At 68.6% G+C, this 22,980-nt stretch carries 24 protein-coding genes and 1 pseudogene; 21 read left to right on the forward strand and 4 right to left on the reverse strand.

All coding sequences use genetic code 11. The features are described 5' to 3' along the window. Positions 1 to 6 precede the first annotated feature (6 nt). The 3 genes from QFZ21_RS13705 to QFZ21_RS13715 are packed head-to-tail and all read right to left on the reverse strand — an operon-like array spanning position 7 to position 1,042. A complete protein-coding gene (locus QFZ21_RS13705; RefSeq protein WP_307378745.1) occupies positions 7 to 414 on the reverse strand; it encodes a phage holin family protein in 408 nt (135 codons plus the stop codon). A gap of 52 nt (positions 415 to 466) precedes the next feature. Next, the gene (locus tag QFZ21_RS13710; protein ID WP_307378746.1) at positions 467 to 832 is read right to left on the reverse strand and encodes a type II toxin-antitoxin system death-on-curing family toxin; all 366 of its coding nucleotides are present in this window, start codon (positions 830 to 832) and stop codon (positions 467 to 469) included. A gap of 3 nt (positions 833 to 835) precedes the next feature. Then, positions 836 to 1,042, reverse strand: coding sequence for a ribbon-helix-helix protein, CopG family (locus QFZ21_RS13715; protein WP_307378747.1), 207 nt, complete (start codon positions 1,040 to 1,042; stop codon positions 836 to 838). 61 nt (positions 1,043 to 1,103) lie between these two features. Between QFZ21_RS13715 and QFZ21_RS13720 the strand changes: the two genes are divergently transcribed. From QFZ21_RS13720 to QFZ21_RS13735, 4 genes are all read left to right on the forward strand, one after another. After that, on the forward strand, positions 1,104 to 2,171 hold the full coding sequence (locus tag QFZ21_RS13720) for a histidinol-phosphate transaminase (RefSeq protein ID WP_307378748.1): 1,068 nt from the start codon (positions 1,104 to 1,106) through the stop codon (positions 2,169 to 2,171). 105 nt (positions 2,172 to 2,276) lie between these two features. Further along, entirely contained in the window at positions 2,277 to 3,404 is a 1,128-nt protein-coding gene (gene pdhA, locus QFZ21_RS13725) for a pyruvate dehydrogenase (acetyl-transferring) E1 component subunit alpha (RefSeq protein ID WP_307378749.1), read from the forward strand. Between the two features lie 11 nt (positions 3,405 to 3,415). Beyond that, complete coding sequence (locus QFZ21_RS13730) at positions 3,416 to 4,381, forward strand: alpha-ketoacid dehydrogenase subunit beta (protein ID WP_307381307.1); 966 nt, start codon at positions 3,416 to 3,418, stop codon at positions 4,379 to 4,381. Between the two features lie 126 nt (positions 4,382 to 4,507). Next, positions 4,508 to 5,851, forward strand: a complete 1,344-nt coding sequence (locus QFZ21_RS13735; protein ID WP_307378751.1) for a dihydrolipoamide acetyltransferase family protein — start codon at positions 4,508 to 4,510, stop codon at positions 5,849 to 5,851. Between the two features lie 146 nt (positions 5,852 to 5,997). Here the strand turns inward: QFZ21_RS13735 and QFZ21_RS13740 are convergent, their stop codons facing one another. Beyond that, positions 5,998 to 7,218 (reverse strand): ROK family protein, encoded by a 1,221-nt coding sequence (locus QFZ21_RS13740; RefSeq protein ID WP_307378752.1) that lies wholly within the window; start codon positions 7,216 to 7,218, stop codon positions 5,998 to 6,000. A gap of 101 nt (positions 7,219 to 7,319) precedes the next feature. On the opposite strand from QFZ21_RS13740, the gene QFZ21_RS13745 reads away from it, so the two are divergent. The 17 genes and pseudogenes from QFZ21_RS13745 to QFZ21_RS13825 all read left to right on the forward strand — a co-directional run bounded on the left by QFZ21_RS13745 (position 7,320) and on the right by QFZ21_RS13825 (position 22,885). Then, positions 7,320 to 8,663: an ABC transporter substrate-binding protein gene (locus QFZ21_RS13745; RefSeq protein WP_307378753.1), complete on the forward strand. Its 1,344-nt coding sequence runs from the start codon at positions 7,320 to 7,322 to the stop codon at positions 8,661 to 8,663. Continuing rightward, complete coding sequence (locus QFZ21_RS13750; RefSeq protein WP_307378754.1) at positions 8,660 to 9,631, forward strand: carbohydrate ABC transporter permease; 972 nt, start codon at positions 8,660 to 8,662, stop codon at positions 9,629 to 9,631. The genes QFZ21_RS13745 and QFZ21_RS13750 overlap by 4 nt, the downstream gene beginning before the upstream one ends. Beyond that, entirely contained in the window at positions 9,631 to 10,506 is an 876-nt protein-coding gene (locus tag QFZ21_RS13755) for a carbohydrate ABC transporter permease (protein ID WP_307378755.1), read from the forward strand. Before QFZ21_RS13750 ends, QFZ21_RS13755 begins: the two co-directional genes overlap by 1 nt. A gap of 127 nt (positions 10,507 to 10,633) precedes the next feature. Further along, positions 10,634 to 12,316, forward strand: a complete 1,683-nt coding sequence (locus QFZ21_RS13760) for a glycoside hydrolase family 13 protein (protein ID WP_307378756.1) — start codon at positions 10,634 to 10,636, stop codon at positions 12,314 to 12,316. A 63-nt stretch (positions 12,317 to 12,379) separates the two neighbouring features. Further along, positions 12,380 to 13,393, forward strand: coding sequence for a metal ABC transporter solute-binding protein, Zn/Mn family (locus QFZ21_RS13765; RefSeq protein WP_307378757.1), 1,014 nt, complete (start codon positions 12,380 to 12,382; stop codon positions 13,391 to 13,393). A gap of 167 nt (positions 13,394 to 13,560) precedes the next feature. Continuing rightward, positions 13,561 to 14,361, forward strand: a complete 801-nt coding sequence (locus QFZ21_RS13770) for a metal ABC transporter ATP-binding protein (RefSeq protein WP_307381308.1) — start codon at positions 13,561 to 13,563, stop codon at positions 14,359 to 14,361. Then, the gene (locus tag QFZ21_RS13775; RefSeq protein ID WP_307378759.1) at positions 14,358 to 15,215 is read left to right on the forward strand and encodes a metal ABC transporter permease; all 858 of its coding nucleotides are present in this window, start codon (positions 14,358 to 14,360) and stop codon (positions 15,213 to 15,215) included. The genes QFZ21_RS13770 and QFZ21_RS13775 overlap by 4 nt, the downstream gene beginning before the upstream one ends. Positions 15,216 to 15,305: 90 nt before the next feature. Then, entirely contained in the window at positions 15,306 to 15,722 is a 417-nt protein-coding gene (locus tag QFZ21_RS13780; protein WP_307378760.1) for a Fur family transcriptional regulator, read from the forward strand. Next, positions 15,719 to 16,741, forward strand: a pseudogene (locus QFZ21_RS13785) (permease); the annotation flags it as partial. The gene QFZ21_RS13780 and the pseudogene QFZ21_RS13785, both read left to right, overlap by 4 nt. A gap of 155 nt (positions 16,742 to 16,896) precedes the next feature. Next, positions 16,897 to 17,556, forward strand: a complete 660-nt coding sequence (locus tag QFZ21_RS13790) for a TIGR03943 family protein (RefSeq protein WP_307378762.1) — start codon at positions 16,897 to 16,899, stop codon at positions 17,554 to 17,556. Further along, complete coding sequence (locus QFZ21_RS13795) at positions 17,546 to 19,519, forward strand: hypothetical protein (RefSeq protein WP_307378764.1); 1,974 nt, start codon at positions 17,546 to 17,548, stop codon at positions 19,517 to 19,519. The genes QFZ21_RS13790 and QFZ21_RS13795 overlap by 11 nt, the downstream gene beginning before the upstream one ends. 15 nt (positions 19,520 to 19,534) lie before the next feature. After that, complete coding sequence (locus QFZ21_RS13800; RefSeq protein ID WP_307378765.1) at positions 19,535 to 20,263, forward strand: DNA-3-methyladenine glycosylase; 729 nt, start codon at positions 19,535 to 19,537, stop codon at positions 20,261 to 20,263. A 136-nt stretch (positions 20,264 to 20,399) separates the two neighbouring features. Further along, positions 20,400 to 20,636 carry a 50S ribosomal protein L28 gene (gene rpmB / locus QFZ21_RS13805; protein ID WP_042540533.1) on the forward strand — a complete coding sequence of 79 codons (237 nt, stop codon included), beginning with the start codon at positions 20,400 to 20,402 and terminating at the stop codon, positions 20,634 to 20,636. After that, entirely contained in the window at positions 20,636 to 20,806 is a 171-nt protein-coding gene (gene rpmG, locus QFZ21_RS13810) for a 50S ribosomal protein L33 (RefSeq protein WP_046014935.1), read from the forward strand. The genes rpmB and rpmG overlap by 1 nt, the downstream gene beginning before the upstream one ends. Positions 20,807 to 20,809: 3 nt before the next feature. Beyond that, entirely contained in the window at positions 20,810 to 21,115 is a 306-nt protein-coding gene (rpsN, locus tag QFZ21_RS13815) for a 30S ribosomal protein S14 (RefSeq protein ID WP_017829734.1), read from the forward strand. Between the two features lie 341 nt (positions 21,116 to 21,456). Then, positions 21,457 to 22,281 carry an endonuclease domain-containing protein gene (locus QFZ21_RS13820; protein WP_307378768.1) on the forward strand — a complete coding sequence of 275 codons (825 nt, stop codon included), beginning with the start codon at positions 21,457 to 21,459 and terminating at the stop codon, positions 22,279 to 22,281. Positions 22,282 to 22,597: 316 nt separating this feature from the next. Further along, on the forward strand, positions 22,598 to 22,885 hold the full coding sequence (locus QFZ21_RS13825; RefSeq protein WP_247624225.1) for an HU family DNA-binding protein: 288 nt from the start codon (positions 22,598 to 22,600) through the stop codon (positions 22,883 to 22,885). The last annotated feature ends 95 nt before the right edge of the window (positions 22,886 to 22,980 follow it).

Raw genomic sequence — 22,980 nt, forward strand, 5'->3', positions numbered from 1 at the left:
GGCACGTCAGTCCCGGCGACGGGCCTTCTTGCTCTGCGGGCGGAGAATGAAGCCGAAGATGCCGTTGATCACCGAGATGATGAGGGCTGCGAGCACGCCCCACCAGAAGTCGCCGACGGTCAGGCCCCAGCCGAAGCCGCTGGTGATCCACGCAGTCAGCCACAGCAGGAACCCGTTGATGATCAGCCCGATCAGGCCGAGCGTGATGATGTAGAGCGGGAATGCGACGATCTTCACGACCGTGCCGATGATCGTGTTCACGAGCGCGAAGATCGCGGCGACCGCCAGCAGCGTCAGCACGAGCTGCAGCGTCTCGCCGGGCGGGAACGCGGTGATCACCACCTGCAGGGCAGGGATCAGCGTGACCACCCAGAGGGCGAAGGCGTTGACGACGACTCGGATGATGAAGCGCATGGTGCGTCCAGTGTCGCACGGTCACCCCGGCTTGTCAGGGAGGAGGCGCAGGTCAGCGAATGTGCTCGGCGATGAGGCGGGCGATCTCGCTCAGGTCGATCCGGCTCTGCGCCACATCGAGGACAAGATCGAACGCCTCGTCGTTGGTGAATGTCACTTCGTACCCGTTGAGCTCGATGAAGATGAACGTCAGATACAACGAGATCCGCTTATTGCCGTCGAAGAGCGCATGGTTCTGCGCCACCGAACTGATGAGAGCGGCGGCCTTCTCCGGAAATGTCGGGTATGCGTCGACTCCGAACATCCCTGCGGACGGCCGGGCGAGTGCCGAGAAGAGAAGCCCTTCGTCGCGAACATGCAGTCCGAGCTTCGCGATCAGGGCGAGGGCCTGCTCTGGCTCGATGTACTCCGTCGCCATGGGTCAGGCGTCCTCGAGACGCGTGATCGTGTCCGCATACCGTTCGGTGATCCGGTCGGCGATGGAGAGCACGCGATCAGTCTTGCTCTCAGTGTTCGCGAAGCGCGCCGCAGCCTCGATGATCACCGCGTGCTTCGAGATGTGCCGCGCGCGCGCGATCGCCTCGAGCTGAGCGTCGAGTTCTGCCGGGAGCCGCACCGTCATAGCCATACCAGAATGGTACCACCAGGCCCCTGACGCGCGCCATCGCCGCCCTCGTAGAATCAAGCTCGTGACCGACCCGATTCTTCCCCGCATCCGCCCCGCCATCGCCGCCCTCGCGCCGTACCGCCAGGGCAAGCAGGCCGGTCCCGATGCGTTCAAGCTGTCGAGCAACGAGAACCCGTTCGACCCGCTTCCCGCGGTGGCCGCGGCGCTGCAGCACACGACGCCGATCAACCGCTACCCGGATGCGACAGCCGGGCGGCTCCGCGCGCGCCTCGCCGAGCGCTACGGCGTCGAGCCCGACCAGGTGCACGTCGCGGCGGGCAGCGTCTCGATCCTGCACCAGCTGATCCTCGCGACAGCATCTGCCGGCGATGATGTCGTCTACGCCTGGCGCTCGTTCGAGGCGTACCCGAGCCTTCCCCTGGTCGCCGGAGCGACCGGCGTGCAGGTGCCCCTGACCCCCGATTCCCGTCACGACCTCGACGCGATGGCGGATGCTGTCACCGACCGCACCCGCGCGATCATCCTCTGCACCCCCAACAACCCGACCGGTCCGATCATCGACAGCGCCGAGTTCGCGGCGTTCGTCGCGCGCGTTCCGGCCGACGTGCTGATCATCCTCGACGAGGCGTACGCAGAGTTCGTGACGGCACCGGGTGCGGTGAACGGCCTCGCGGAGCGCGCCTTCGAGCAGCATCCGAACGTCGTGGTGCTGCGCACGTTCTCCAAGGCCTACGGGCTCGCCGGGCTGCGGATCGGCTACGCGATCGGACACGAGAAGGTGCTGGATGCCGCGCGCACCACCGGCATCCCCCTCTCGGTCACGTCGGCCGCAGAGAACGCCGCGATCGCGAGCCTCGACGCCGAGCCGGAGCTCCTCGAGCGCGTCGCCGTGATCGTCGAGCGCCGCACCCGTCTCGTCGAGGGCCTCCGCGCCCAGGGCTGGGATGTGCCGGACGCGCAGGCGAACTTCGTGTGGCTCCCGACAGGGGAGCGCACCGACGAGGTCGCGGCCGCCTTCGTCGAGAACGACCTCATCGTCCGGCCGTTCTCGGGCGACGGCATCCGCATCTCCGTCGGTGAAGAGGCCTCGATCGAGCGCGTGCTGGAGGTCGCGGCCTCGGTCCGCTGACCTGTCGCCTGTCGCGGGAAGCCCGGGATTCTCCGGTTTCCCGGCAGATACAAGGGCGTCCTAGGTATGCGTGACCGGGCATGCCGGCGCAGGTAGCGTGTACCCGTGACCTCGTCAGAGACTGAACTCGTCCGCGTCCTGGATCAGGACGGTCGCTTCGCGCCCAGCCCTGCCGCCGAGCAGTATCTGCCGCTGATCGAGGCGATCAGCGATGCGGAGCTCGAGCAGCTCTATCGCGACATGGTGATCATCCGCGCGATCGACACTCAGGCGACGAACCTGCAGCGTCAGGGGCAGCTCGCGCTCTGGCCGCCGAGCCGCGGGCAGGAGGCGGCGCAGGTCGGCTCCGCTCGTGCCGCACGCACCCAGGACACGTTCTTCCCGTCATACCGCGAGCACGCCGTCACCCGCATCCGCGGCGTGGATCCGGTCGACATCATCAAGCTCATGCGCGGCGTCTCGCACGGCGGCTGGGACCCGACCGACCCGAAGAACGGCAACACGCGCCTCTACACCCTCGTGCTCGGATCGCAGGTGCTGCACGCCACCGGCTACGCGATGGGGCTGTCGTTCGATGGACGCACCGGCACGGGCGACCCCGACCGCGACGAGGCCGTCGTCGTCTACTACGGCGACGGTGCGTCCAGCCAGGGCGACGTGCACGAGGCGATGGTCTTCGCCGCCAGCTACCAGGCGCCCGTCGTGTTCTTCCTGCAGAACAACCACTGGGCCATCTCGGTGCCCGTCACCACGCAGTCGCGCGTGCCGCTCGTGGAGCGGAGCGCCGGGTACGGCATCCCCAGCATCCGCGTCGACGGCAACGACGTGCTCGCCAGCTACGCCGTGTCCCGGGTCGCGTTGGAGGAGGCCCGCAGCGGCCAGGGCCCCCGGGCGATCGAGGCGGTCACCTACCGGCTCGGCGCGCACACCACCAGTGACGACCCCACGAAGTACCGGCACACCGACGAAGAGGACATCTGGGCGCTGCGCGACCCGATCGTGCGGATGCGCACCTTCCTCGAGGGCCGCGGCGCCGCGGCATCCTTCTTCGACGATGTGGATGCCGAGGGGGCGGATGCCGCAGAGGACCTGCGCGCCCGCACGGTCGAACTCGGGCCACCCCCGGTGAGCCGGATGTTCGACCACGTGTACAGCGAGCCGCATCCGCTGATCGAGGAGCAGAAGGCCTGGCAGGCGCGATACGAAGCGTCATTCGAAGGAGACAGCAAGTGACCCTCGAGACGATGCCGCTCAGCAAGGCCATGAACGCGGGCCTGCGGAAGGCCATGGAGAACGACCCGAAGGTCCTGCTCATGGGCGAGGACATCGGCAAGCTCGGCGGTGTGTTCCGGGTGACCGAGCACCTGCAGCGCGACTTCGGTGAGAAGCGGGTGCTCGACACTCCGCTCGCCGAGTCGGGCATCGTCGGCACCGCGATCGGCCTCGCCATGACCGGGTTCCGGCCCGTCATCGAGATCCAGTTCGACGGCTTCGTCTTCCCGGCGTTCGATCAGATCACCACGCAGCTCGCGAAGCTGACGAACCGCCACGAGGGAAAGCTATCGCTGCCGATCGTCATCCGCATCCCCTACGGCGGACACATCGGCGCGGTCGAGCACCACCAGGAGAGCCCGGAGGCGTACTTCACGCACACGCCGGGACTGCGGGTGGTGTCCCCGTCGACGCCCAACGATGCGTACTGGATGATCCAGGAGGCGATCGCCTCGAACGACCCCGTGATCTTCATGGAGCCGAAGAGCCGCTACTGGCCCAAGGGCGAGGTCGAGCTCGACGCCTCGGCCGCCCCGCTGCACGCGTCGCGGGTCGTGCGCACCGGCACCGACGTGACACTGGTCGGTCACGGCGCCATGGTCACGACGCTGCTGCAGGCGGCCGCGCTCGCCGAGGCCGAGGGCACGAGCTGCGAGGTCGTCGACGTGCGCTCGCTCTCGCCGGTCGACTACGCCCCGATCCTCGACTCGGTCCGCAAGACCGGGCACATGGTCTACGCCCAGGAGGCGCAGGGATTCACGAGCCTCGGCAGCGAGATCGCCGCGACCGTGATGGAGCGCGCCTTCTATGCCCTCGAGGCGCCGGTGCTGCGCGTCTCGGGCTACGACACCCCGTTCCCGCCCGCGAAGCTCGAGGGCGTGTACCTGCCGGATGCCGACCGCATCCTCGAGGCCGTCGACCGCTCCCTGGCCTACTGACACCGGCTCGCCCATGTTCACAATTCAGCACGAATCAGCGCGGAACCCACGATTCCGCGGTGCGAAGGCGTCCGCCGGAGAATTCTTGCTGAGATGTGAACGCAGCACCTTCCGAAAGGCACGCTCATGAGCACGCAGAACTTCAACCTCCCTGACGTCGGTGAGGGTCTGACCGAGGCCGAGATCGTGGCCTGGAAGGTGGCGCCCGGCGACACCGTCGCGATCAACGACGTGATCTGCGAGATCGAGACGGCCAAGTCGCTCGTCGAGCTTCCGTCGCCGCACGCCGGAGTGGTCAGCGAACTGCTCGCCGCAGAAGGCGCGACGGTCGAGGTCGGGTCGCCGATCATCACCTTCACGACGGCGGATGCCTCGGCAGCGCCGGCGGTCGCCGTGGTCCCGGCTCCCGAGGAGGGCGGCGGCTCCGTGCTCGTCGGCTACGGCACCGGGGGAGGAGCGACCTCGCGCCGCAAGCGTCCAGCCGAGCGGGCTGTGCGCTCGTCGGTCGGCGTCATCGCGAAGCCTCCGATCCGCAAGCTCGCACGCGACCTCGGGGTCGACCTCACCGCCGTCGCCCCCACCGGCGCCGACGGCGAGGTCACGCGCGACGACGTCGTCAAGCATGCGTCGCAGGCGAGTGTGTTCCGCAACATCGAGACCCCGGAGTGGGGCGAGGTGCGCGAGGAGACGGTCCCCGCTCCGCAGAGTGCCCCCGCCGGACTCGCCCGCGGCTTGGCACCCGCGACCGCTGCCGGCACGTCGACCGACGGCCGCACCGAGTCCATCCCGGTCAAGGGCGTCCGCAAGGCCACCTCGTCGGCGATGGTGCAGAGCGCCTATTCCGCCCCGCACGTCACGGTGTGGAAGGAGATCGACGCGAGCCGCACGATGGAGCTCGTGAAGCGCCTCAAGGCCTCGCCCGACTACGCCGACATCCGCGTCTCGCCGCTGCTGATCATGGCGCGCGCCGTGATCTGGGCGGCCCGCCGCACGCCGATGGTGAACGCCGCGTGGATCGAGACGGATGCCGGAGCCGAGATCTCCGTGCGCCACTACGTGAACCTCGGCATCGCCGCCGCGACTCCACGCGGCCTGCTCGTCCCGAACATCAAGGACGCCCAGGACCTCGGCATGAAGGACCTGGCGCGGGCGCTCAACCGCCTCACGCTCACGGCGCGCGAGGGCAAGACCTCGCCGGCCGACCAGCAGGGCGGCACCATCACGATCACCAACATCGGCGTGTTCGGGATGGATGCCGGAACCCCGATCATCAACCCCGGTGAGGCCGGGATAGTGGCCATGGGCACGATCAGCCAGAAGCCGTGGGTCGTCGACGGCGAGGTGCGCCCCCGCTGGGTGACCACGGTCGCAGGGTCCTTCGACCACCGCGTGATCGACGGCGACGGCATGAGCCGGTTCATCGCCGACGTGGCATCCGTCCTGGAAGAGCCGGCGCTGCTGGTCGACTGAACGGCGAGGCTGCGCTCCGTCACCCGGAACGGAGGAGATCTCGCGCTTCGGAGGAGAGAATTCGGCGGATGCTCATCCCATCCGTGAGATCTCCTTCGTTCCTTGCGACCCCTGAGCGGATGCTGCGCCTCCGGACTGCCGCGGGCCTACGCCCGCAGGCTCAGCCGGTGCTCCGCCAGCCGCGGCACGGCCCGTTCCCGCGCGGCTTTCCGCGCGGTCGCCACGGCCCCGACCGAGACGACCTCAGCGCCCAGCGTCGAGGCGAGGATCTCCGGTGCCGGCAGGTGCAGCTCACCCGGCAGGATGCGACGGGCCGCGGCGAGCACGGGTTCGATGCTCTCGGCGACCGCCCCGCACACGATGACGCGCGAGGGGTCGTACATGCTGCCCAGCACGCCGACCACGCGGGCGAGCGTCGCCCCGACGCGCTCGGTGATGAGCACGGCATCCGGATCGCCTGAGGCGGCCAGGGTCAGCACCAGTCGGGGATCGATGCGGTCCTCCGCGGTGAGCCGTCCGAGGGCGCTGTCCGCGTCGATCTCTCCGCTCTCGACGGCGGAGCGCGCCTCGTCCTGCACGGCGTACCGCAGCCCGAAGGCCGAGCCGACGCCGACGATGTGGTCGAACACCACGCCTTCGCCGACGCCGCCGTGGGCGCCATGCAGCACGTGTCCGTCGACGACCACCCCGCCGCCGAACCGTTCGCTCGCGAGCAGGGCGACGTAGTCCCGGCATCCGATCGCGGCCCCGACCGCTCCCTCCGCGACCGCGGCCAGCTGCGAATCGTTCTTGATCTCGACGACGGGAGCCCAGTCGCGCAGCGCCTCGGCGAGGCCCGGGTTGGTGCGTTCCCAGAAGCCCTCGGGATGCGGCGGCGAGATGCCGTTGCGATTCACCGGTGCCGCGACGCCGACGCAGAGCGCGAGCACGTCCTCCCGCGCCACCCCCGCTTCGTCGAGTGCCGCGCCCAGGGCGGCGATGATCGTCGCGCGTCGATCGTCTGCTGTGTGCGTCGGATCCACCTCGACGCGGTGATGCACGAGGGTGCGCTCGAGCGGATCGGCGACGGTGACCGCGAGGTGCGTGTCTCCGGCATCGATGCCGACCACGACGCCCAGATCTTCCGACAGTGCGAAGCGGCGCGCGGGTCGACCGGAGCGGTAGCTGCCCACGGCTCGAGCGTTGGGGAGTTCCCGCAGCACCTCGGCGTCGAGCAGCGTGTCCATCGCGTCGATCGCGGTGGAGCGGGTGAGGGAGGTGCCGGCCATGACCTCGGTCGCGGTGAACTCGCCGGCCGCCCAGGCGAAGTCGAGCACCGCTCCGACGCTCGCGCGTCCGGTACCGAGATCCGCTGAGACCTGTGTCACTCCCCTTGACCTTTCTGTCGTGCCAATGAGAGAGTACCTCTCGACGAAGTAAATTCGCTCACTAGATTTAGTAACCGGATATACGGATCGGAAGGACGATGATGTCTGCGAGACGAACACGTGCGGTGCGGATGGTTGCGGGAGCCCTCGGGCTCACGCTCGTCGGCGCCGCCCTCACGAGCTGCGCTGCCGGCTCGGGAGCGGAGACGATCCGCTTCACCTTCAGCAAACGCGAGGCCATCGAGTTGATGACCGAACTCGTCGCCGAATACAACTCGTCGCAGGACAAGGTGAAGGTCGAGATCGACACCTCGGGCGTCGACGTCGTCTCCGCGAGCTTCGTCCGCGGGAACCCGCCCGACATCATGCTCGCGAACTACAACTACGAGATCGCTCGGTTCGTGCAGCGCTGCGCGCTCACCGATCTCTCCGAGACGAAGGCCGCGGACAGCATCCGCGACGATCTCGGACCGCTCCTCGACCAGTACGGCTCCTGCGAGGGGCGCACCAGCGCCCTGCCGTACTCCGTGATGGCGGCATCCGTCATCTACAACAAGGAGATCTTCGACGAGCAGGGCCTCGAAGTCCCCCAGACGTGGGATGAACTCCTCGCCGTCTGCGACCAGCTGAAAGAGGCGGGCATCGACCCGTTCTACGGCACCTTCAAAGACGACTGGACCGTCGCGCAGGGCTGGTACGACTACACCGCCGGCGGATCGGTCGACGTGATCGAGTTCTTCGACGCGCTCGCCACCGAAGGCGCCGACGTCGGCGCCGACTCCCCGGTCTCGTTCCAGCAGGACTTCGCCGAGCCGATGGAGCGGATGAAGAAGCTGGTGAGCGAGTACACCAATGCGGATGCCGCGAGCCGCGGCTACGGCGACGGCAACCTCGCGTTCGGCAAGGGCGAAGCGGCGATGTACCTGCAGGGGCCATGGGCGTTCAGCGAGATCGAGAAGACCGCGCCCGACCTCGACCTCGGCACCTTCCCGCTGCCGATGACCGACGACCCGGCCGAACTCGGCGTGCGCGTCAACATGGACCTCGCCGCGATGATCCCCGAGGAGTCGAACCACCCCGAGGCCGCCCGCGACTTCCTGGAGTTCCTGTACCTGCCGGAGAACATCCAGGCGTACAACGACTCCCAGCTCGGCTTCACCCCGACGACGGATGCCGCACCCCCGGACGATCCCCGCGTCGAGGGAATGATCGAGTACTACGAGAACGGTCAGATCTACCAGGGCCCGTCCGTCCTCGTTCCGAGGACCCTCCCGGTCTTCAACTACGCGCAGGCGATGGTGCTCGGCGCGTCGACCGAGTCCACCCTGCGGACGATGGACGCCGACTGGGCGCGCATCGCCTTCCGCGCACCGATCCCCACCACCGAGGATTCCGCATCCGGCGAGACACCCACATCCGGCGAGACGGAGGAGTCCACGCCATGACCAGCACCGCTGCGCCGAATCCGGCCGCATCCAACCTCACGAAACCGAACAGCGCGACGACCGACACCACCGCGATCGTCACGGGTGCCTCTCGGAAGCTTCCTCGCAAGAGCAAGCGCGTCGAGCCGATCTACTATCTGTTCCTGCTGCCGACCCTTGTGATCTTCACTCTCGCGATCACGGTCCCCGCGGTGATGGGCATCTTCTTCAGCTTCACCGACTCGATCGGCATCGGCGCGTGGAGCTTCAACGGGCTCACCAACTACGTCGCGATGTTCAGCGACCCGGCGATCCTGCAGAGCTACCTGTTCACCTTCGGCTTCTCGATCGCGACCGTGATCGTGGTCAACGTCGTCGGGTTCCTGCTCGCTGTCGGGCTGACCTCGCGCATCCGCTTCAAGACCGGTCTGAGGACGATCTTCGTGATCCCGATGGTGATCTCGGGCATCATCATCGCCTACGTCTTCAACTTCCTGTTCTCGAACTCGATCCCGGCCGCGGGTGCGGCCACCGGCATCCCGTGGCTCACGACGAGCCTCCTGGCGAATCCCGACCTCGCCTGGGTCGCGATCGTGATCGTGACGGCCTGGCAGGCCGTGCCCGGCACGCTGCTCATCTACATCGCCGGGCTCCTGTCGGTGCCGGGTGAGGTCTACGAGGCCGCCAGCATCGACGGCGCCAACAAGACGCAGCAGCTCTTCCGCATCACACTCCCGCTCGTCGCCGGTTACGTCGTGATCAACGTGATCCTCGGATTCAAGGGCTTCCTGAACGCCTACGACATCATCGTCGGACTCACCAACGGTGGCCCCGGCACCTCGACCCGCAGCGTCGCCATGACGATCATCGCGGGCTTCAACGGCGGCGACTACGCCTATCAGATGGCCAACGCGACCATCTTCTTCATCGTCGCCGTGCTCATCTCCCTCCTTCAGCTCTCGCTGACGCGCGGAAGGAACGCCCTCTGATGTCGACGCAGACCATCACCACCCAGACCGCGGGGAAGAAGCTCCGCATCAAGATGGAACGGCCGAACTGGTCGGGCACGATCATCCTGATCCTGTGCGCGGTCACCGTTCTCCTACCGCTCTACGTGACCATCTCGATGGCGTTCAAGACGACGACGCAGGCGGTCGACGGCAATGCCTTCTCGCTTCCGGCGCCGTTCAGCATCGACGGATTCGTCCAGGCCTGGAACCTCACCAAGTTCCCGGTCGGCGCCGGCATCTCGCTGCTGGTCACCGCCGGCACCGTGATCGCGACGATCGTCCTCGCGGCGTTCGCGTCGTACGCCATCGTGCGCAACTGGGACCGCAAGCTGTTCCGCTGGTCGTTCTTCTACCTGCTGGCGGCGATGTTCATCCCGTTCCCGGTGGTCGCGCTGCCGCAGATCCAGCTCACGGGTCGCGTCGGGCTCGACAACCCCTTCGGCGTGATCATCCTCGCGACGATGTTCCAGTTGAGCTTCAGCGTGCTGCTGTTCACGGCGTTCCTCCGGTCGATCCCGATCGAACTGGAGGAGAGCGCGCGCATCGACGGAGCCACGACCTGGCAGACGTTCTGGCAGCTGATCTTCCCGCTGCTCGCGCCGATGAGCGCGACGGTCGGCATCTTCGCGTTCCTGTACGCCTGGAACGACTTCATGATGCCATCGTTGATCATCTCGGATCCGGCGATGCAGACGCTCCCGGTGCGGCAGAACCTGTTCCAGAGCCAGTTCAGCAACAACTACAACGTCTCATTCGCCTCGTACCTGATGGCGATGGCCCCTGCGATCCTGGCGTACCTGTTCACGCAGCGCTTCGTCATGGAGGGTGTCACGCAGGGCGCCGTCAAGGGTTAGACCCTTCGTCTCGCGGGCTCGCTCAGGGACCGGATCTTCAGCGGGCTCGCTCAGGGACCGGTTCCTGAGCGAGCGAAGCGAGACGAAGGACCGCAAGACCAACGCAACAAGAAGGAGTTCTCCCCTCATGACCGACGCGCTTCTCGTCGAGACCCGCAAGGCCGATGCCGCCGCATGGTGGCGACAGGCCGCCGTCTACCAGATCTACCCGCGGAGCTTCGCCGACGCGAACGGTGACGGGCTGGGGGACATCCCCGGCATCGTCTCCCGCGCCGACTACCTCGCCGACCTCGGCATCGATGCGGTGTGGCTGAGCCCGTTCTACCCGTCTGCGCTCGCCGACGGCGGCTACGACGTGGCCGACTATCGCAACGTCGACCCGCGCCTCGGCACGCTCGACGACTTCGACGCCATGGTCGAGGCGCTGCATGCCCGCGGCATCCGCGTGATCGTCGACATCGTGCCGAATCACAGCTCCGACCTGCACGAGTGGTTCCAGGAGGCGCTCACCGCCGGACGCGGTTCTGCCGCCCGCGAGCGCTACATCTTCCGCGAGGGGAAGGGTGTCGACGGCTCCGAGCCGCCCACCGATTGGGGCGCGGCGTTCGGCGGCGCTGCGTGGGAGCGCGTGGAAGACGGCCAGTGGTACCTGCACAGCTTCGCCGTGGAGCAGCCCGACCTGAACTGGGATCATCCCGAGGTGCGCGCGGACTTCCTCGACACCCTGCGCTTCTGGTCGGACCGCGGGGTCGACGGCTTCCGCATCGACGTCGCGCACATGCTCACGAAGGATCTCACCGAGCCGCTGCCCAGCCAGGCGGAGCTCGACGCGATGGACCGCACCTCGGGGCGGCATCCGCTGCTCGATCGTGACGAGGTGCACGAGATCTACGCTGAATGGCGGGCGGTGTTCAACGAGTACGACCCTCCGCGCACCGCGGTGGCCGAGGCCTGGGTGGAGACGCCCGAACGTCGCGCGAAGTACGCCTCCGCCGACGGCCTGGGCCAGGCGTTCAACTTCGACCTGCTGGTGGCGGAGTTCTCGGCGGAGGAGTTCCGCACCGTCATCGCCGACAACCTCGAGCAGGCGCAGGCCAGCGGATCGTCGACGACGTGGGTGCTGTCGAACCACGACGTGACCCGTCACGCCACCCGCTACGGACTGCCGTCGCTGCGCGGTCGCGCGGTCAAGCAGGGCACGGAGTGGGTCGCGGCGGGCGGTCCTGCCGAGCAGCTCGATCGTGAAGGCGGGCTGCGCCGGGCGCACGCCGCGACCCTCATGCTGCTCGGGCTCCCCGGCAGCACCTACCTGTACCAGGGCGAAGAGCTCGGGCTGCACGAGGTCGCGCAGATCGCGGCCGAGCAGCGTCAGGACCCGGCGTTCCTCCGCGAGGAGGCGTTCGACGGTCTCGGGCGGGACGGATGCCGCGTGCCGATCCCCTGGACGGCATCCGGCTCGTCGTTCGGCTTCGGTTCGGGTGACGCGCACCTTCCGCAGCCGACGTGGTTCGCCGAGTACGCGGTCGATGTCGAGGAGTCCGACCCGTCGTCGACGCTGTCGCTGTACCGCGAGGCGCTGAGGCTGCGGCACCTGCTGCAGAGCGAGGAGCGCCTCGAGTGGGTCGAGACCGGTCGCACCGACGTGCTGCGCTTCGCGCGGCCGAACGGCTGGCAGATCGTGACGAACTTCGGTGCGGAACCGTTCGACCTGGGTGCGGATGCCGATGACGTGGTGCTCGGCACGGTCGTCGACGGTGCTGTGCCGGCGGAGAGCACCGTCTGGATCGCGCCGGCGGGTCTCGTCGACTGATCCCCGTACGAGCGGCGAGGGGCCGAGTTGATAACGGTTCTCATTAGCACGTAGAGTGAGAGCATGAACAAGCCCCTCGCCGCTCTCACCCTCGCCTCCGTCGCTGCACTGGCGCTCGCCGGGTGCGCGGGCACCCCTGCGTCGGGCGGCAGTGACGACGGCAAGGTCCAGGTCGTGGCGAGCACGAACGTCTACGGCTCGCTCGCCGCGCAGATCGGCGGCGACCGCGTCGATGTGACCTCGATCATCACCTCTGTCTCGCAGGATCCGCACTCGTACGAGGCATCCGCACGCGATCGCCTCACTCTGCAGAAGGCCGACCTGGTCATCGAGAACGGTGGCGGATACGACGCCTTCATCGAACCCCTGCTCGAGGGGGTCGAGGGGGCGGCTGTCGTCACGGCTGTCGAGTACGCCCACGACTACCCCGGAGGCGATGCCCACGATGAGCACGCCGACGAGGAGCATGCCGACGACGAGCAGGCGGAAGAGGGCGGCGAGGCGAGTGAGGAGCACGCCGACGAAGGGCACGAGGGTCACGACCACATCGAGGGCTTCAACGAGCACGTCTGGTTCGATCCCGACGCGATGATCCACGTCGTCGAGGAGATCGCCCACGAACTGGGTGAGCTCGACCCGGACGGCGCGGCCGACTTCACCGCTTCCGCTGACGAGATCATCACCGAGCTGGAGGGCTTCGAGGCCGATCTCGACACGATCAAGACCGACGCCGACGGCGCGAACGTCGTCATCACGGAGCCACTGCCGGGCTACATCTCCGAGGCGGCCGGTCTGACCGACGTCACCCCCGAAGGATTCGCCGAGTCCGTCGAAGAGGGCTCCGATGTGGCGCCCGCCGTACTGCTCGGCACCCTCGAGGTCATCGCCTCGGGCGATGTGGCCGCGGTGCTCACGAACGCGCAGACCGGTGGGACCGAGACGGAGCGCGTCGAGCAGGCGGCGAAGGATGCCGGCATCCCGGTCGTCGGATTCACCGAGCTGCTCGAGGACGGATCGTCGTACTCTGAGTGGATGCGTGACGCGATCCAGAGCCTCGCCGCCGCCGTCCAGCCGTGAGCGGGGCGGTCCCCGAGCGGCCGACGCCCCCCTCTCCGGTTCCTGAGCGAGCGCAGCGAGACGTTCCGGTTCCTGAGCGAGCGCAGCAAGACCTTCCGGTTCCTGAGCGAGCGCAGCAAGACCTTCCGGTTCCTGAGCGAGCGCAGCGAGACGAAGGACGCCCTGTCCTGGAGATCGCCGGTGCCTCTCTGCACCGGAACGACCGCGAACTGTGGTCGGGGCTCGACCTGACCGTGCAGCCCGGCGAGTTCATCGCGGTGCTCGGGCCTTCGGGGTCCGGCAAGACCACGCTGCTGCGCAGCATCCTGGGCCTGCAGCCCTTGTCGTCGGGCACCATCCGGGTCGCGGGATCGCCCGTGCATCGGGGCAACGCGCGCATCGGGTACATCCCGCAGCAGCGCTCGCTCGCTCCCGACACCAGCATGCGGGCGCGCGACCTCGTGGCGCTGGGCGTGCAGGGGAGCCGCTTCGGGCTGCCGATCCCGCACCGCGGCGACCGAGCCAAGGTCGACCGTCTGCTCGAATCGGTCGGAGCCTCGCATTTCGCGGATCGCCGTGTCGGTCTGCTCTCCGGCGGGGAGCAGCAGCGGCTGCGCGTCGGACAGGCGCTCGCCGACGAGCCCTCCCTGCTGCTGTGCGATGAGCCGCTGTCGAACCTCGACCTCGCGAATCAGGTCGCCGTGACCGACATCATCGATCGGCAGCGGCGCGAGCGCGACGCCGCGGTGCTCTTCGTGACGCACGACATCAACCCGATCCTGAACCGCGTCGACCGCATCCTGTACATCTCCGGCGGTCGATTCCTGCTCGGCACACCCGAAGAGGTGCTGCAGACCCGTGTGCTCACCGACCTCTACGGCACTCCGGTCTTCGTGCTGCGCGCCGGTGATCGCCTGGTCGTCGTGGGTGTGCCGGATGCCGAGCCGCATCACGATCACGGCGACCACGAGCACGGAGGCGACGCATGATGCCGATGGTCGACTGGAGCGACGTCTTCTCGTTCCAGGACTACGGCGAGCTCGTCGCCCTGCTCGCGAACTCGATCATCGCCGGCGCGGTGCTGGGCATCGTCGGCGGACTGATCGGCGTCTTCGTGATGCAGCGCGACCTGGCCTTCGCCGTGCACGGCGTGAGCGAGCTGTCGTTCGCGGGTGCGGCGGCAGCCCTGCTGCTCGGCGGGAGCGTGGTCTTCGGCTCCCTCGGCGGCGCGCTCGTCGCAGCGATCCTGATCGGCGTGCTCGGCGCCAAGGCCCGCGACCGCAACTCGATCGTCGGCGTGCTGATGCCGTTCGGCCTCGGCCTCGGCATCCTGTTCCTGTCGTTGTACGACGGCCGCAGCGCCAACCGCTTCAGCCTGCTCACCGGGCAGATCGTGTCGGTCTCGAGCCCGAACCTCACCTGGCTGATCGGCATCAGCGTCGTGGTGCTGCTGGGCCTTCTCGTGATGTGGAATCCGCTGCGATTCGACTCGCTCGACCCCGAGTCGGCCGCCGCGCGCGGAGTGCCGACGCGCGCCGTGAGCCTCATCTTCATGGTGCTGCTCGGACTCATCGTCGCCGTCAGCGTGCACATCATCGGGGCGCTGCTGGTGATGGCTCTGCTGGTGACCCCTGCCGCCGCCGCGATGCGGATCGCGGCGGGGCCGGTGTCGGTGCCACTCCTCGCCGCGCTGTTCGGGTTCGTCTCGGCGGTCGGCGGCATCCTGCTCGCCCTCGCAGGCACCCTCCCGGTGAGCCCGTACATCACGACCCTGTCGTTCACGATCTACGTCGTGTGCTGGATCGTGCAGAAGGCGCGAGCGCGTGTGCGGCGGGTGGGCTGAGCGGGTCTGCCCGGCTGTCGGCGGGAACGAAGGATGCGGATGCCGCGATGCTCCCAGCCCTCGCCAACCCCCGCCGCCTAGACTTGACCCATGGCTCAGCGGAACACCTGGCAGCGCGAACGCGTGCGCGAAGCACTCGCCGACGCGCGCGGTTTCGTGAGCGCGCAGAACCTGCATGCCTCGCTGCGGGACGACAACACCGGCATCGGCCTCGCGACCGTGTATCGCGCGCTCGCCGGGCTCGCAGCATCCGGAGACGCCGACTCGCTGCAGAGCCCCGAGGGTGAGGCCCTCTACCGCGCCTGCACCACGCAGGGCCATCACCACCACCTGATCTGCCGATCCTGCGGGCTGACCGTCGAGATCGAGGCTACCGACGTCGAGCAGTGGGCTCACCGGACCGCCGCGCTCCACGGATTCACGGAGGCCGCCCACGTGGTCGACATCTTCGGGCTGTGCACCCCCTGCACCAACAAGCGCGACGCCGAACGGGCAGCGACGGCGTGAGTTCCCCCGCAGGCACGGCGACCCGGCCGGGTCAGCGGCACTCGCATCGCCCGACCCGATCTCCACGCTCCGCCTGGGTCGGGGTGAGCCTCGGCGTCGTGATCATCGCCGCCCTGTTCCTGGTCGATCAGTTCCTGCCCGCGCTGTTCCCGGCGTCACTGCCGTCTCGCGCGCAGGACGGCCTCACCCTCGCCCTGAGCGTGCTGATCGAAGCACTGCCGTTCGTGATCCTCGGCGTGCTGCTGTCCATCGTGGTGCAGGTCTGGCTCCCGGCCGATGTCATCCACCGGTGGCTCCCGCAGCGGGCGTGGGCTCGTCGCGCCGTGCTGTCGCTGCTCGGAATGCTGATCCCGGTGTGCGAATGCGGCAACGTGCCGTTCGCCCGCGGACTCATGATGCGCGGGCTCGCCCCTGCCGAGGCGCTGACGTTCCTGATCGCCGCGCCCATCGTCAACCCGATCGTGATCCTCACCACGCATGCGGCGTTCGGCTGGGACGGCGGCATCCTCATCGCCCGCCTGGTCGGCGGCTATCTGATCGCCAACCTGATCGGCTGGATCTACAGCCTGCACCCCTCGCCCGATGCGCTGCTGACCCGGCGCTTCGTCGACACCTGCGACCGCGTCGCTCACGAGCCGGGCACGCCCGTCAAGCGCAGCCTCACCCAGTTCCTGATCGAGCTGCGCGCGGTGATGCCGGCCCTCGTGATCGGATCGGCGCTCGCCGGAGCGGTGCAGGTGCTGATCCCGCGAGACATGCTGCTCGCGATCGGCTCCAACCCGGTGCTGTCGATCGTCGCCATGATGGTGCTCGCGATGACCGTCGCGATCTGCTCCAATGTCGACGCCTTTTTCGCGCTGTCCTTCGCGTCGACGTTCTCGTCGGGCGCGCTCGTCGCCTTCCTGCTGGTCGGGCCCCTCGTCGACATCAAGATGCTGGCGCTCATGCGCACGACCTTCACCGGCCGCACGCTCGCCGGGATCGTCGGCGTCGTCGTGGCAGCGGCCTTCGCGATCGGGATCGGGGGTGAACGTCTTTGTCTGATCAGGCTCCTTCCCGCGCGCGGGCGCTCGGCACTCGCTGGCTCGGCGTCGGCCTGGCGACCCTCATCGCCGTGGTCACGCTCGGCCTCGGCGTCACCGGACGTCTCACGCTCTACATCAGCCCCGAGTCGGTGTGGTTCGCGTGCGCTGCGGCTGTGGTCACGCTCGCCGGCGCCATCTGGTCGTGCACCCTGCCGCTCGGCGAGGAAGTCGACCACGGGCACGATCACGGAGACGTGGCGGATGCTGCGGACGACGGGCATCCCGCCCGTCGCTCTCCCCGCCGCACCCTCACCGTCGTCGGCGCCGTCACCGGCGGTGTCGTGGCCTCGGGTGTGGTGGCCGCTGCTCTCGTGCTGCCCCCGGCATCCCTCTCGGTCGAACTGGCGATGTCGCGCGCCGGAGAGCAGACCGCGCTCTTCGCCGGGGCCGACACGGTCGCGCTCGGCGTCGCCGACACCTCGACGTTCGGCGTGGGCGACTGGGCGAGCGTGTTCGCTACGGCGACCAACACCACCGCCTACGACGGCGCCGAGGTGAAGCTCATCGGCTTCGTCACGCCCGAGGAGTCGAGCGACGACGGGGTCAACCTCACGCGACTGGTGATCACGCACTGCGTCATCGACGCCCAGACCGCGGCGCTGCCGGTCGCGGTGGATCCGGGTGACTACAAGACCGGCCAGTGGGTCGAGGTCACCGGCACCGTGAAGGCGGATGCCGACGGCGAGCTCCGCATCGATCCGACCGACGTCGTCGCGATCGATGAGCCGAAGGACCCGTATGAGTACTGACGACGACCGCCCCGAGGTGCCCGCCGTCCCGCGCACCCGCGCGGAGATGCGCGCCGCCCGCGAGGCCGCCGAGGCGGAGGAGGCGGAGCGGATCAGTCGCGCGGCCGCACCCGCCGAGCAGGCCGCAGAGCCCGTGGATCAGACGGATGCCGGGCAGGACGAGACTGCTGCCCGTGAAGCTGCTGCCCGTGAGGCTGCTGCCCGTGAAGCTGCTGCCCGTGAGGCTGCTGCCCGTGAAGCCGCCGTGCGCGAGGCCGGCGACCGCGAGATCGCGGAACAGGAAGCTGCCGCGCGAAAGATGGCCGCCTTCGAGGCGGCCGCGCGGGAGGATGTCGAGGCGACCGCGGCTGCTGAGGCCCGCGTCGTTTCCGAGGCTCCTGTCGTTCCCGAGGCCCCCGTCGTTCCCGGGGCTCCCGTCGTTCCCGAGGTCCCGGTCGCCCCCGAACCCGTGCTCATCGGGGCCGAGCCGGCCGCACAACCCGCAGCCGCACGTCCCATTCCGGGGGCCGACACGCCAGATGTCGGACCGGATGCCGCGAAGCGTCCGACATCCGGCGTGTCGTCCGGCGCCGGAACGCCGGCCCCTCGGAGCTCCGCCCCGTCCCGCCGCTTCCTGCTCACGCTGACCGCGGTGATCGCCGCCCTCGTGGTCGTCGGCACGGGCCTCGGCGTCGCGAGCCTGCTGCAGGGACCGCGGCTCTCGGAGGTGCAGGTCGAACCCCGCCAGGCGATCGAGTCTTCGGGCAGCAGGGTCATCCTCACCGCCAACCAGGCGCTCGCCGAGATCGACCCGGAGCAGGTCACGGTCGAACCGGCGGTGCCCTTCACGGTCGATGCCTCCGGCCGCGGCATCGGCGTGCGCTTCACGGTGCCGCTCGACGATTCGACGAAGTACACCGTGCGGGTCAAGGGCGTCACCGGAGCGGGCGGCGGGCCGACGACGGCCCTGACCACGAGCTTCACGACCCCCGCCTCGAGCTTCTTCCTGCTGCGCCGCGACGTCGACGGCGAGGACAAGATCTTCCGCACCGATCTCGCCGGGGACGGGAAGGCGGTGTTCGCGCACGAGCAGATCAACGACTTCCGCGCGACGTCGACGCAGCTGGTGGTCGCGGTGGCCGACGACGACGGCTCGCGGCTGCTGGTGATGGACCGCGACGGCGGGAACGAACGCGAGCTCGAGCTTCCCGGCGACGGATACGTCGGCGCGATCCAGGTCTCCGAGCGTGGCGGACTCGTCGGCTACAACTACTCCGACCGCGAGCTCAGCGACACCGAGGGGCGCGCCAGCGTGCTCGTCACCCAGTCGCTGAGCGGCAAGGACGAGCCGCAGATCATCGAGGTCGGCGACGCCGAGGCGAGCGTGTTCGCCTGGCAGTTCGTGCCCGACAGTTCAGCCGTGCTGTTCATCGACTTCGACGGCGCGCTGTCGCTGGTCGACCGTTCCACCGATGCCGGCGTGCAGTCACTCGGCCTCGCGGCGACCATCCAGGGGATCTCCCGCGGCACCTACACCGCGATCGTCGAACGACTCGACGGGGCCGTGGTCGAGTTGAACCTGGCCGACGGATCCGAGGAGCCGCTCGCGGCATCCGATCCCGACTACGGCACGGCCACCTCGATCACCCCCTACCCGGGCGGCACGCTGCGCCACGTGGTCGCCCGCGACGATTCCGGCATGCCGGTCGGCCAGGCCGTCGTGCGCGTCGACGACGACGGTGCCGCGACCCCGCTGGTCGAGGTGGGGTCGACCGACTCGATCCTCCAGGCGTGCGCGTCTCCGAGCGGTCAGTATGCGGCGGTCGTCGTGGCGCCCGACCTCGCGAACAACCCCTATGACGGCATGCTGCTGCCGCTGCCCGAGTCGGTGGAGACGCACCTGATCGACATGGAGTCCGGCAAGGAGATCGTCGCCCTGACCGGGTTCGACGCCTCCTGGTGCCAGACGGCTCCCCGGTTCTGAGCGACGGGTGATCGGATGCCGCAGCACGAGCTCCTGCGCCGGGCGACCCGCGCGGACCTGAACCACTCGGCCGTCGAGGTCGCCCCGCGGCTTCTCGGCGCGGAGCTGCGCACCTTCGTCGTGCCGGACGGTGTCGCACCGGATGCCGCGCCCGTCGAGGTGCGGCTGCGTGTCACCGAGGTCGAGGCGTATCACGGGCAGGGAACCGGCGAGTTCGCTGACCCGGGCTCGCACGCGCGGATGGGGCCGACGGCGCGCAACGCGACGATGTGGGGCGAGCCGGGGCACCTGTACGTGTACCTCAGCCACGGCATCCATTCCTGCGTCAACGTTGTGGCGGGTCCCGAGGGGCAGGGCGATGGCATCCTGCTGCGGGCCGGCGAGATCGTCTTCGGGACGGATGCCGCGGCTCGGCGTCGCGGTGCGGCGCTGCCGCTCGGCCGCATCGCTCTCCGCGACCTCGCCCGCGGGCCGGGGCGCCTCGGTCAGGCCGTCGGCCTCCGGCATCCGCTGCACGACGGGATCGACGCGATCACCGGGGAGAAGCGGCACGGAGCGCGCGCGGAGCTGTGGCTCGGGAGCCCGCGCAGCGATGTCGCGACAGGTCCTCGGGTCGGCGTCGCGGGGATCGCAGGAACTGCGGCGTTCCCCTGGCGATTCTGGATCGACGGCGACCCGACCGTGTCGCCGTTCCGGTGGGGTCGCGGAGCGGCCGAAGCGGCAGCATCCGCCGTGCTAGACTGACTCTTTGTCTGCGCACACTCCTGTGCGCAGTTCGCATGCCGTGTGGGTTCCTGAGCTTGTCGAAGGGCCCGTGGCGTGCAGACAAGGGATCTTGGGTGGGGCCGTCCGGCCTCACGGTATAGAAGGAGTCACCATCATGGCAGCAGTGTGCCAGGTGACCGGAGCTGTTCCCGGTTTCGGTCACAACGTCTCGCACTCGCACCGCCGGACGAAGCGCCGCTTCGACCCGAACGTGCAGAAGAAGACCTATTTCGTCGCTTCGCTCGGTCGTAAGATCACGCTCAACGTGTCCGCCAAGGGCATCAAGGTGATCGACGTCCGCGGCATCGAGAACGTGGTCAAGGACCTCCAGGCGAAGGGCGTGAAGCTCTAATGGCTAAAAAGGCTCAGGATGTACGTCCGATCATCAAGCTGCGTTCGACGGCAGGAACGGGATACACGTACGTGACCAAGAAGAACCGCCGCAACACCCCCGACCGCCTCGTGCTCAAGAAGTACGACCCGGTCGTCCGCAAGCACGTCGAATTCCGAGAGGAGCGTTGATCAATGGCTAAGAAGAGCAAGATCGCTCGCAACGAGCAGCGCAAGGTCATCGTGGAGCGTTACGCCGAGCGTCGCGCCGAGCTGAAGAAGACCCTGGTCGACCCGAACGCGACCGACGAGGCCCGCGAGGCCGCACGCGTCGGACTGCAGAAGCTGCCGCGCAACGCGTCGCCGGCTCGCGTGCGTTCGCGCGACGTCATCGACGGCCGCCCCCGCGGTGTCCTCACGAAGTTCGGCATCTCGCGTGTCCGCTTCCGTGACATGGCACACCGCGGCGAGCTGCCCGGCGTGACCAAGTCGAGCTGGTAAGCACCCGTACGACGAAAGGGGCGAGGATCTTCGGATCCTCGCCCCTTTCGCGTACCCCGGGGGATGTGCCTGTACCCGGGGGTTGTGCGCCCGCAGCATCCGGGCCTCGCAGCATCCGGGAGGAGAACGCGCCGTTGGGCTGAGTCCTGAGCCCGCGGCCTCAGCCCCAGCGCGCGAAGTCAGCCCGACGATGAGACGGGGGCGGATGCTGCGGAGGGGCCCCCGCGCGAGCGTGATCTGTCGTGCACACCGGGTGCCGGTCGTGCTGCTGTGCACACATCGTGCGGTTCACGGCCGAAGGCCCGGCGGGAGAGCGGTCGAGTCCTGCAGCATCGGTCGGCATGGATGCGATATCTGCCCTGAGGGCGCGCGACGGCGTGGCGAGGATCAACACTCTGCGGCGGGCCGGCGTGAGCGATCACGCACTGCGTTCGGCACGCGAGCGAGGGATGATCTTCTCGGTGTGCCGCGGGTGGGTGGCGCTGCGCGGCGCCGATCGGATGCTGGTCGCCGCGGCACGCCGCGGTGTGGTGCTCAGTTGTGTGACGCTCGCAGCGCGGAGGGGGCTGTGGGTGACCGAGGACTCTCAGCCTCACCTCGCCGCGCCGCCGAGTTCCGGGCACGCGTCCGCTGCGCGGGGAGTCCTGCACTGGAGCAAGCCGGTCTTCCCGCGGGACCCGGACTCCTGCGAGGACTCGCTCGAGAACGCCCTCGTGCTCGTGGCGCGATGCCAGCCGCAGGAGAACGCTCTGGCGACGTGGGAGTCGGCGCTGCGCCTGAAGCTCATCGATCCGGGTGTGCTCGCGAGGGCTCCGCTTCCCGCTGCCGCTCGGCGGATGCTGATCGAGGCGCGACCGTTCGCGGACTCCGGCACCGAGACCATCTTCTTCACGCGGCTCGCCTGGCTCGAGGTGGCGATCACCCCGCAGGTGTGGCTCTTCGGACATCGGGTGGACTTCCTGATCGGGGATCGGCTCGTGGTGCAGATCGACGGCGGGCATCACGTCGGCAGTCAGCGGACGAGCGACATCGCGCACGACGCGTTGCTGAAGCTGCACGGGTACCACGTGATCCGGATCGGGTACGAGCAACTCATGAACGGGTGGCCCGAGGTGCAGCGCGTGATCCTGGCTGCCATCGGTCAGAGACTGCACCTGGCGGGCTGAGGTGCTCGCAGCGTGGGGCTGAGATCGCCTCGTGGGGAGGATCGTCGGCCCCGAATCCTCCTCCCCACCCCGCGAAGTCAGCCCCACACGGGGTGCGGCAGCCCCGAGCGCCCGACGCCGTCGACCTCTGAAACCGGCTGAAATCTGTGACTGGAGTGACGAAAGTGACGTGACACGCCCAGTAATTGCCCAAAACCCGCGAAATGACGCGGAAATGTGGGTGGTGGTTGATACATTCGAGGCGGTCGTAAGACCAGGAGCATCCGCTCCGAACACCCACAACGATGCGACGGGATCTCGTCGCTGGAGGAGTGACATGGCTGACAAGTCCATCACCAAGACCGAGCTCGTCGCGAGCATCGCAAGCGCCACGGGCCAGAGCCAGGCCACCGTCTCCGGTGTCCTCGACGCGCTGTTCTCCACGGTCTCCGACGCTGTTGCCAAGGGCAGCAAGGTCTCGATCCCGGGCTGGATCTCGTTCGAGCAGGTCGACACCGCAGCCCGCACGGGCCGCAACCCGCAGACCGGCGCCGAGATCAAGATCCCGGCCGGCAAGCGCGTCAAGGTGACCGCTGGTTCCAAGCTCAAGGCTGCCGTCAAGTAATCAGACGCACCTTCACGAAGGCCGCCGCCCCCGTATTCCGATACGGCGGGCGGCGGCCTTCGGCGTTCTCCCGCCGGTCGGCCAGGACGGATGCC

Origin of the sequence: Microbacterium sp. W4I20 (assembly GCF_030816505.1) — a bacterium.
Classification (GTDB): domain Bacteria; phylum Actinomycetota; class Actinomycetes; order Actinomycetales; family Microbacteriaceae; genus Microbacterium.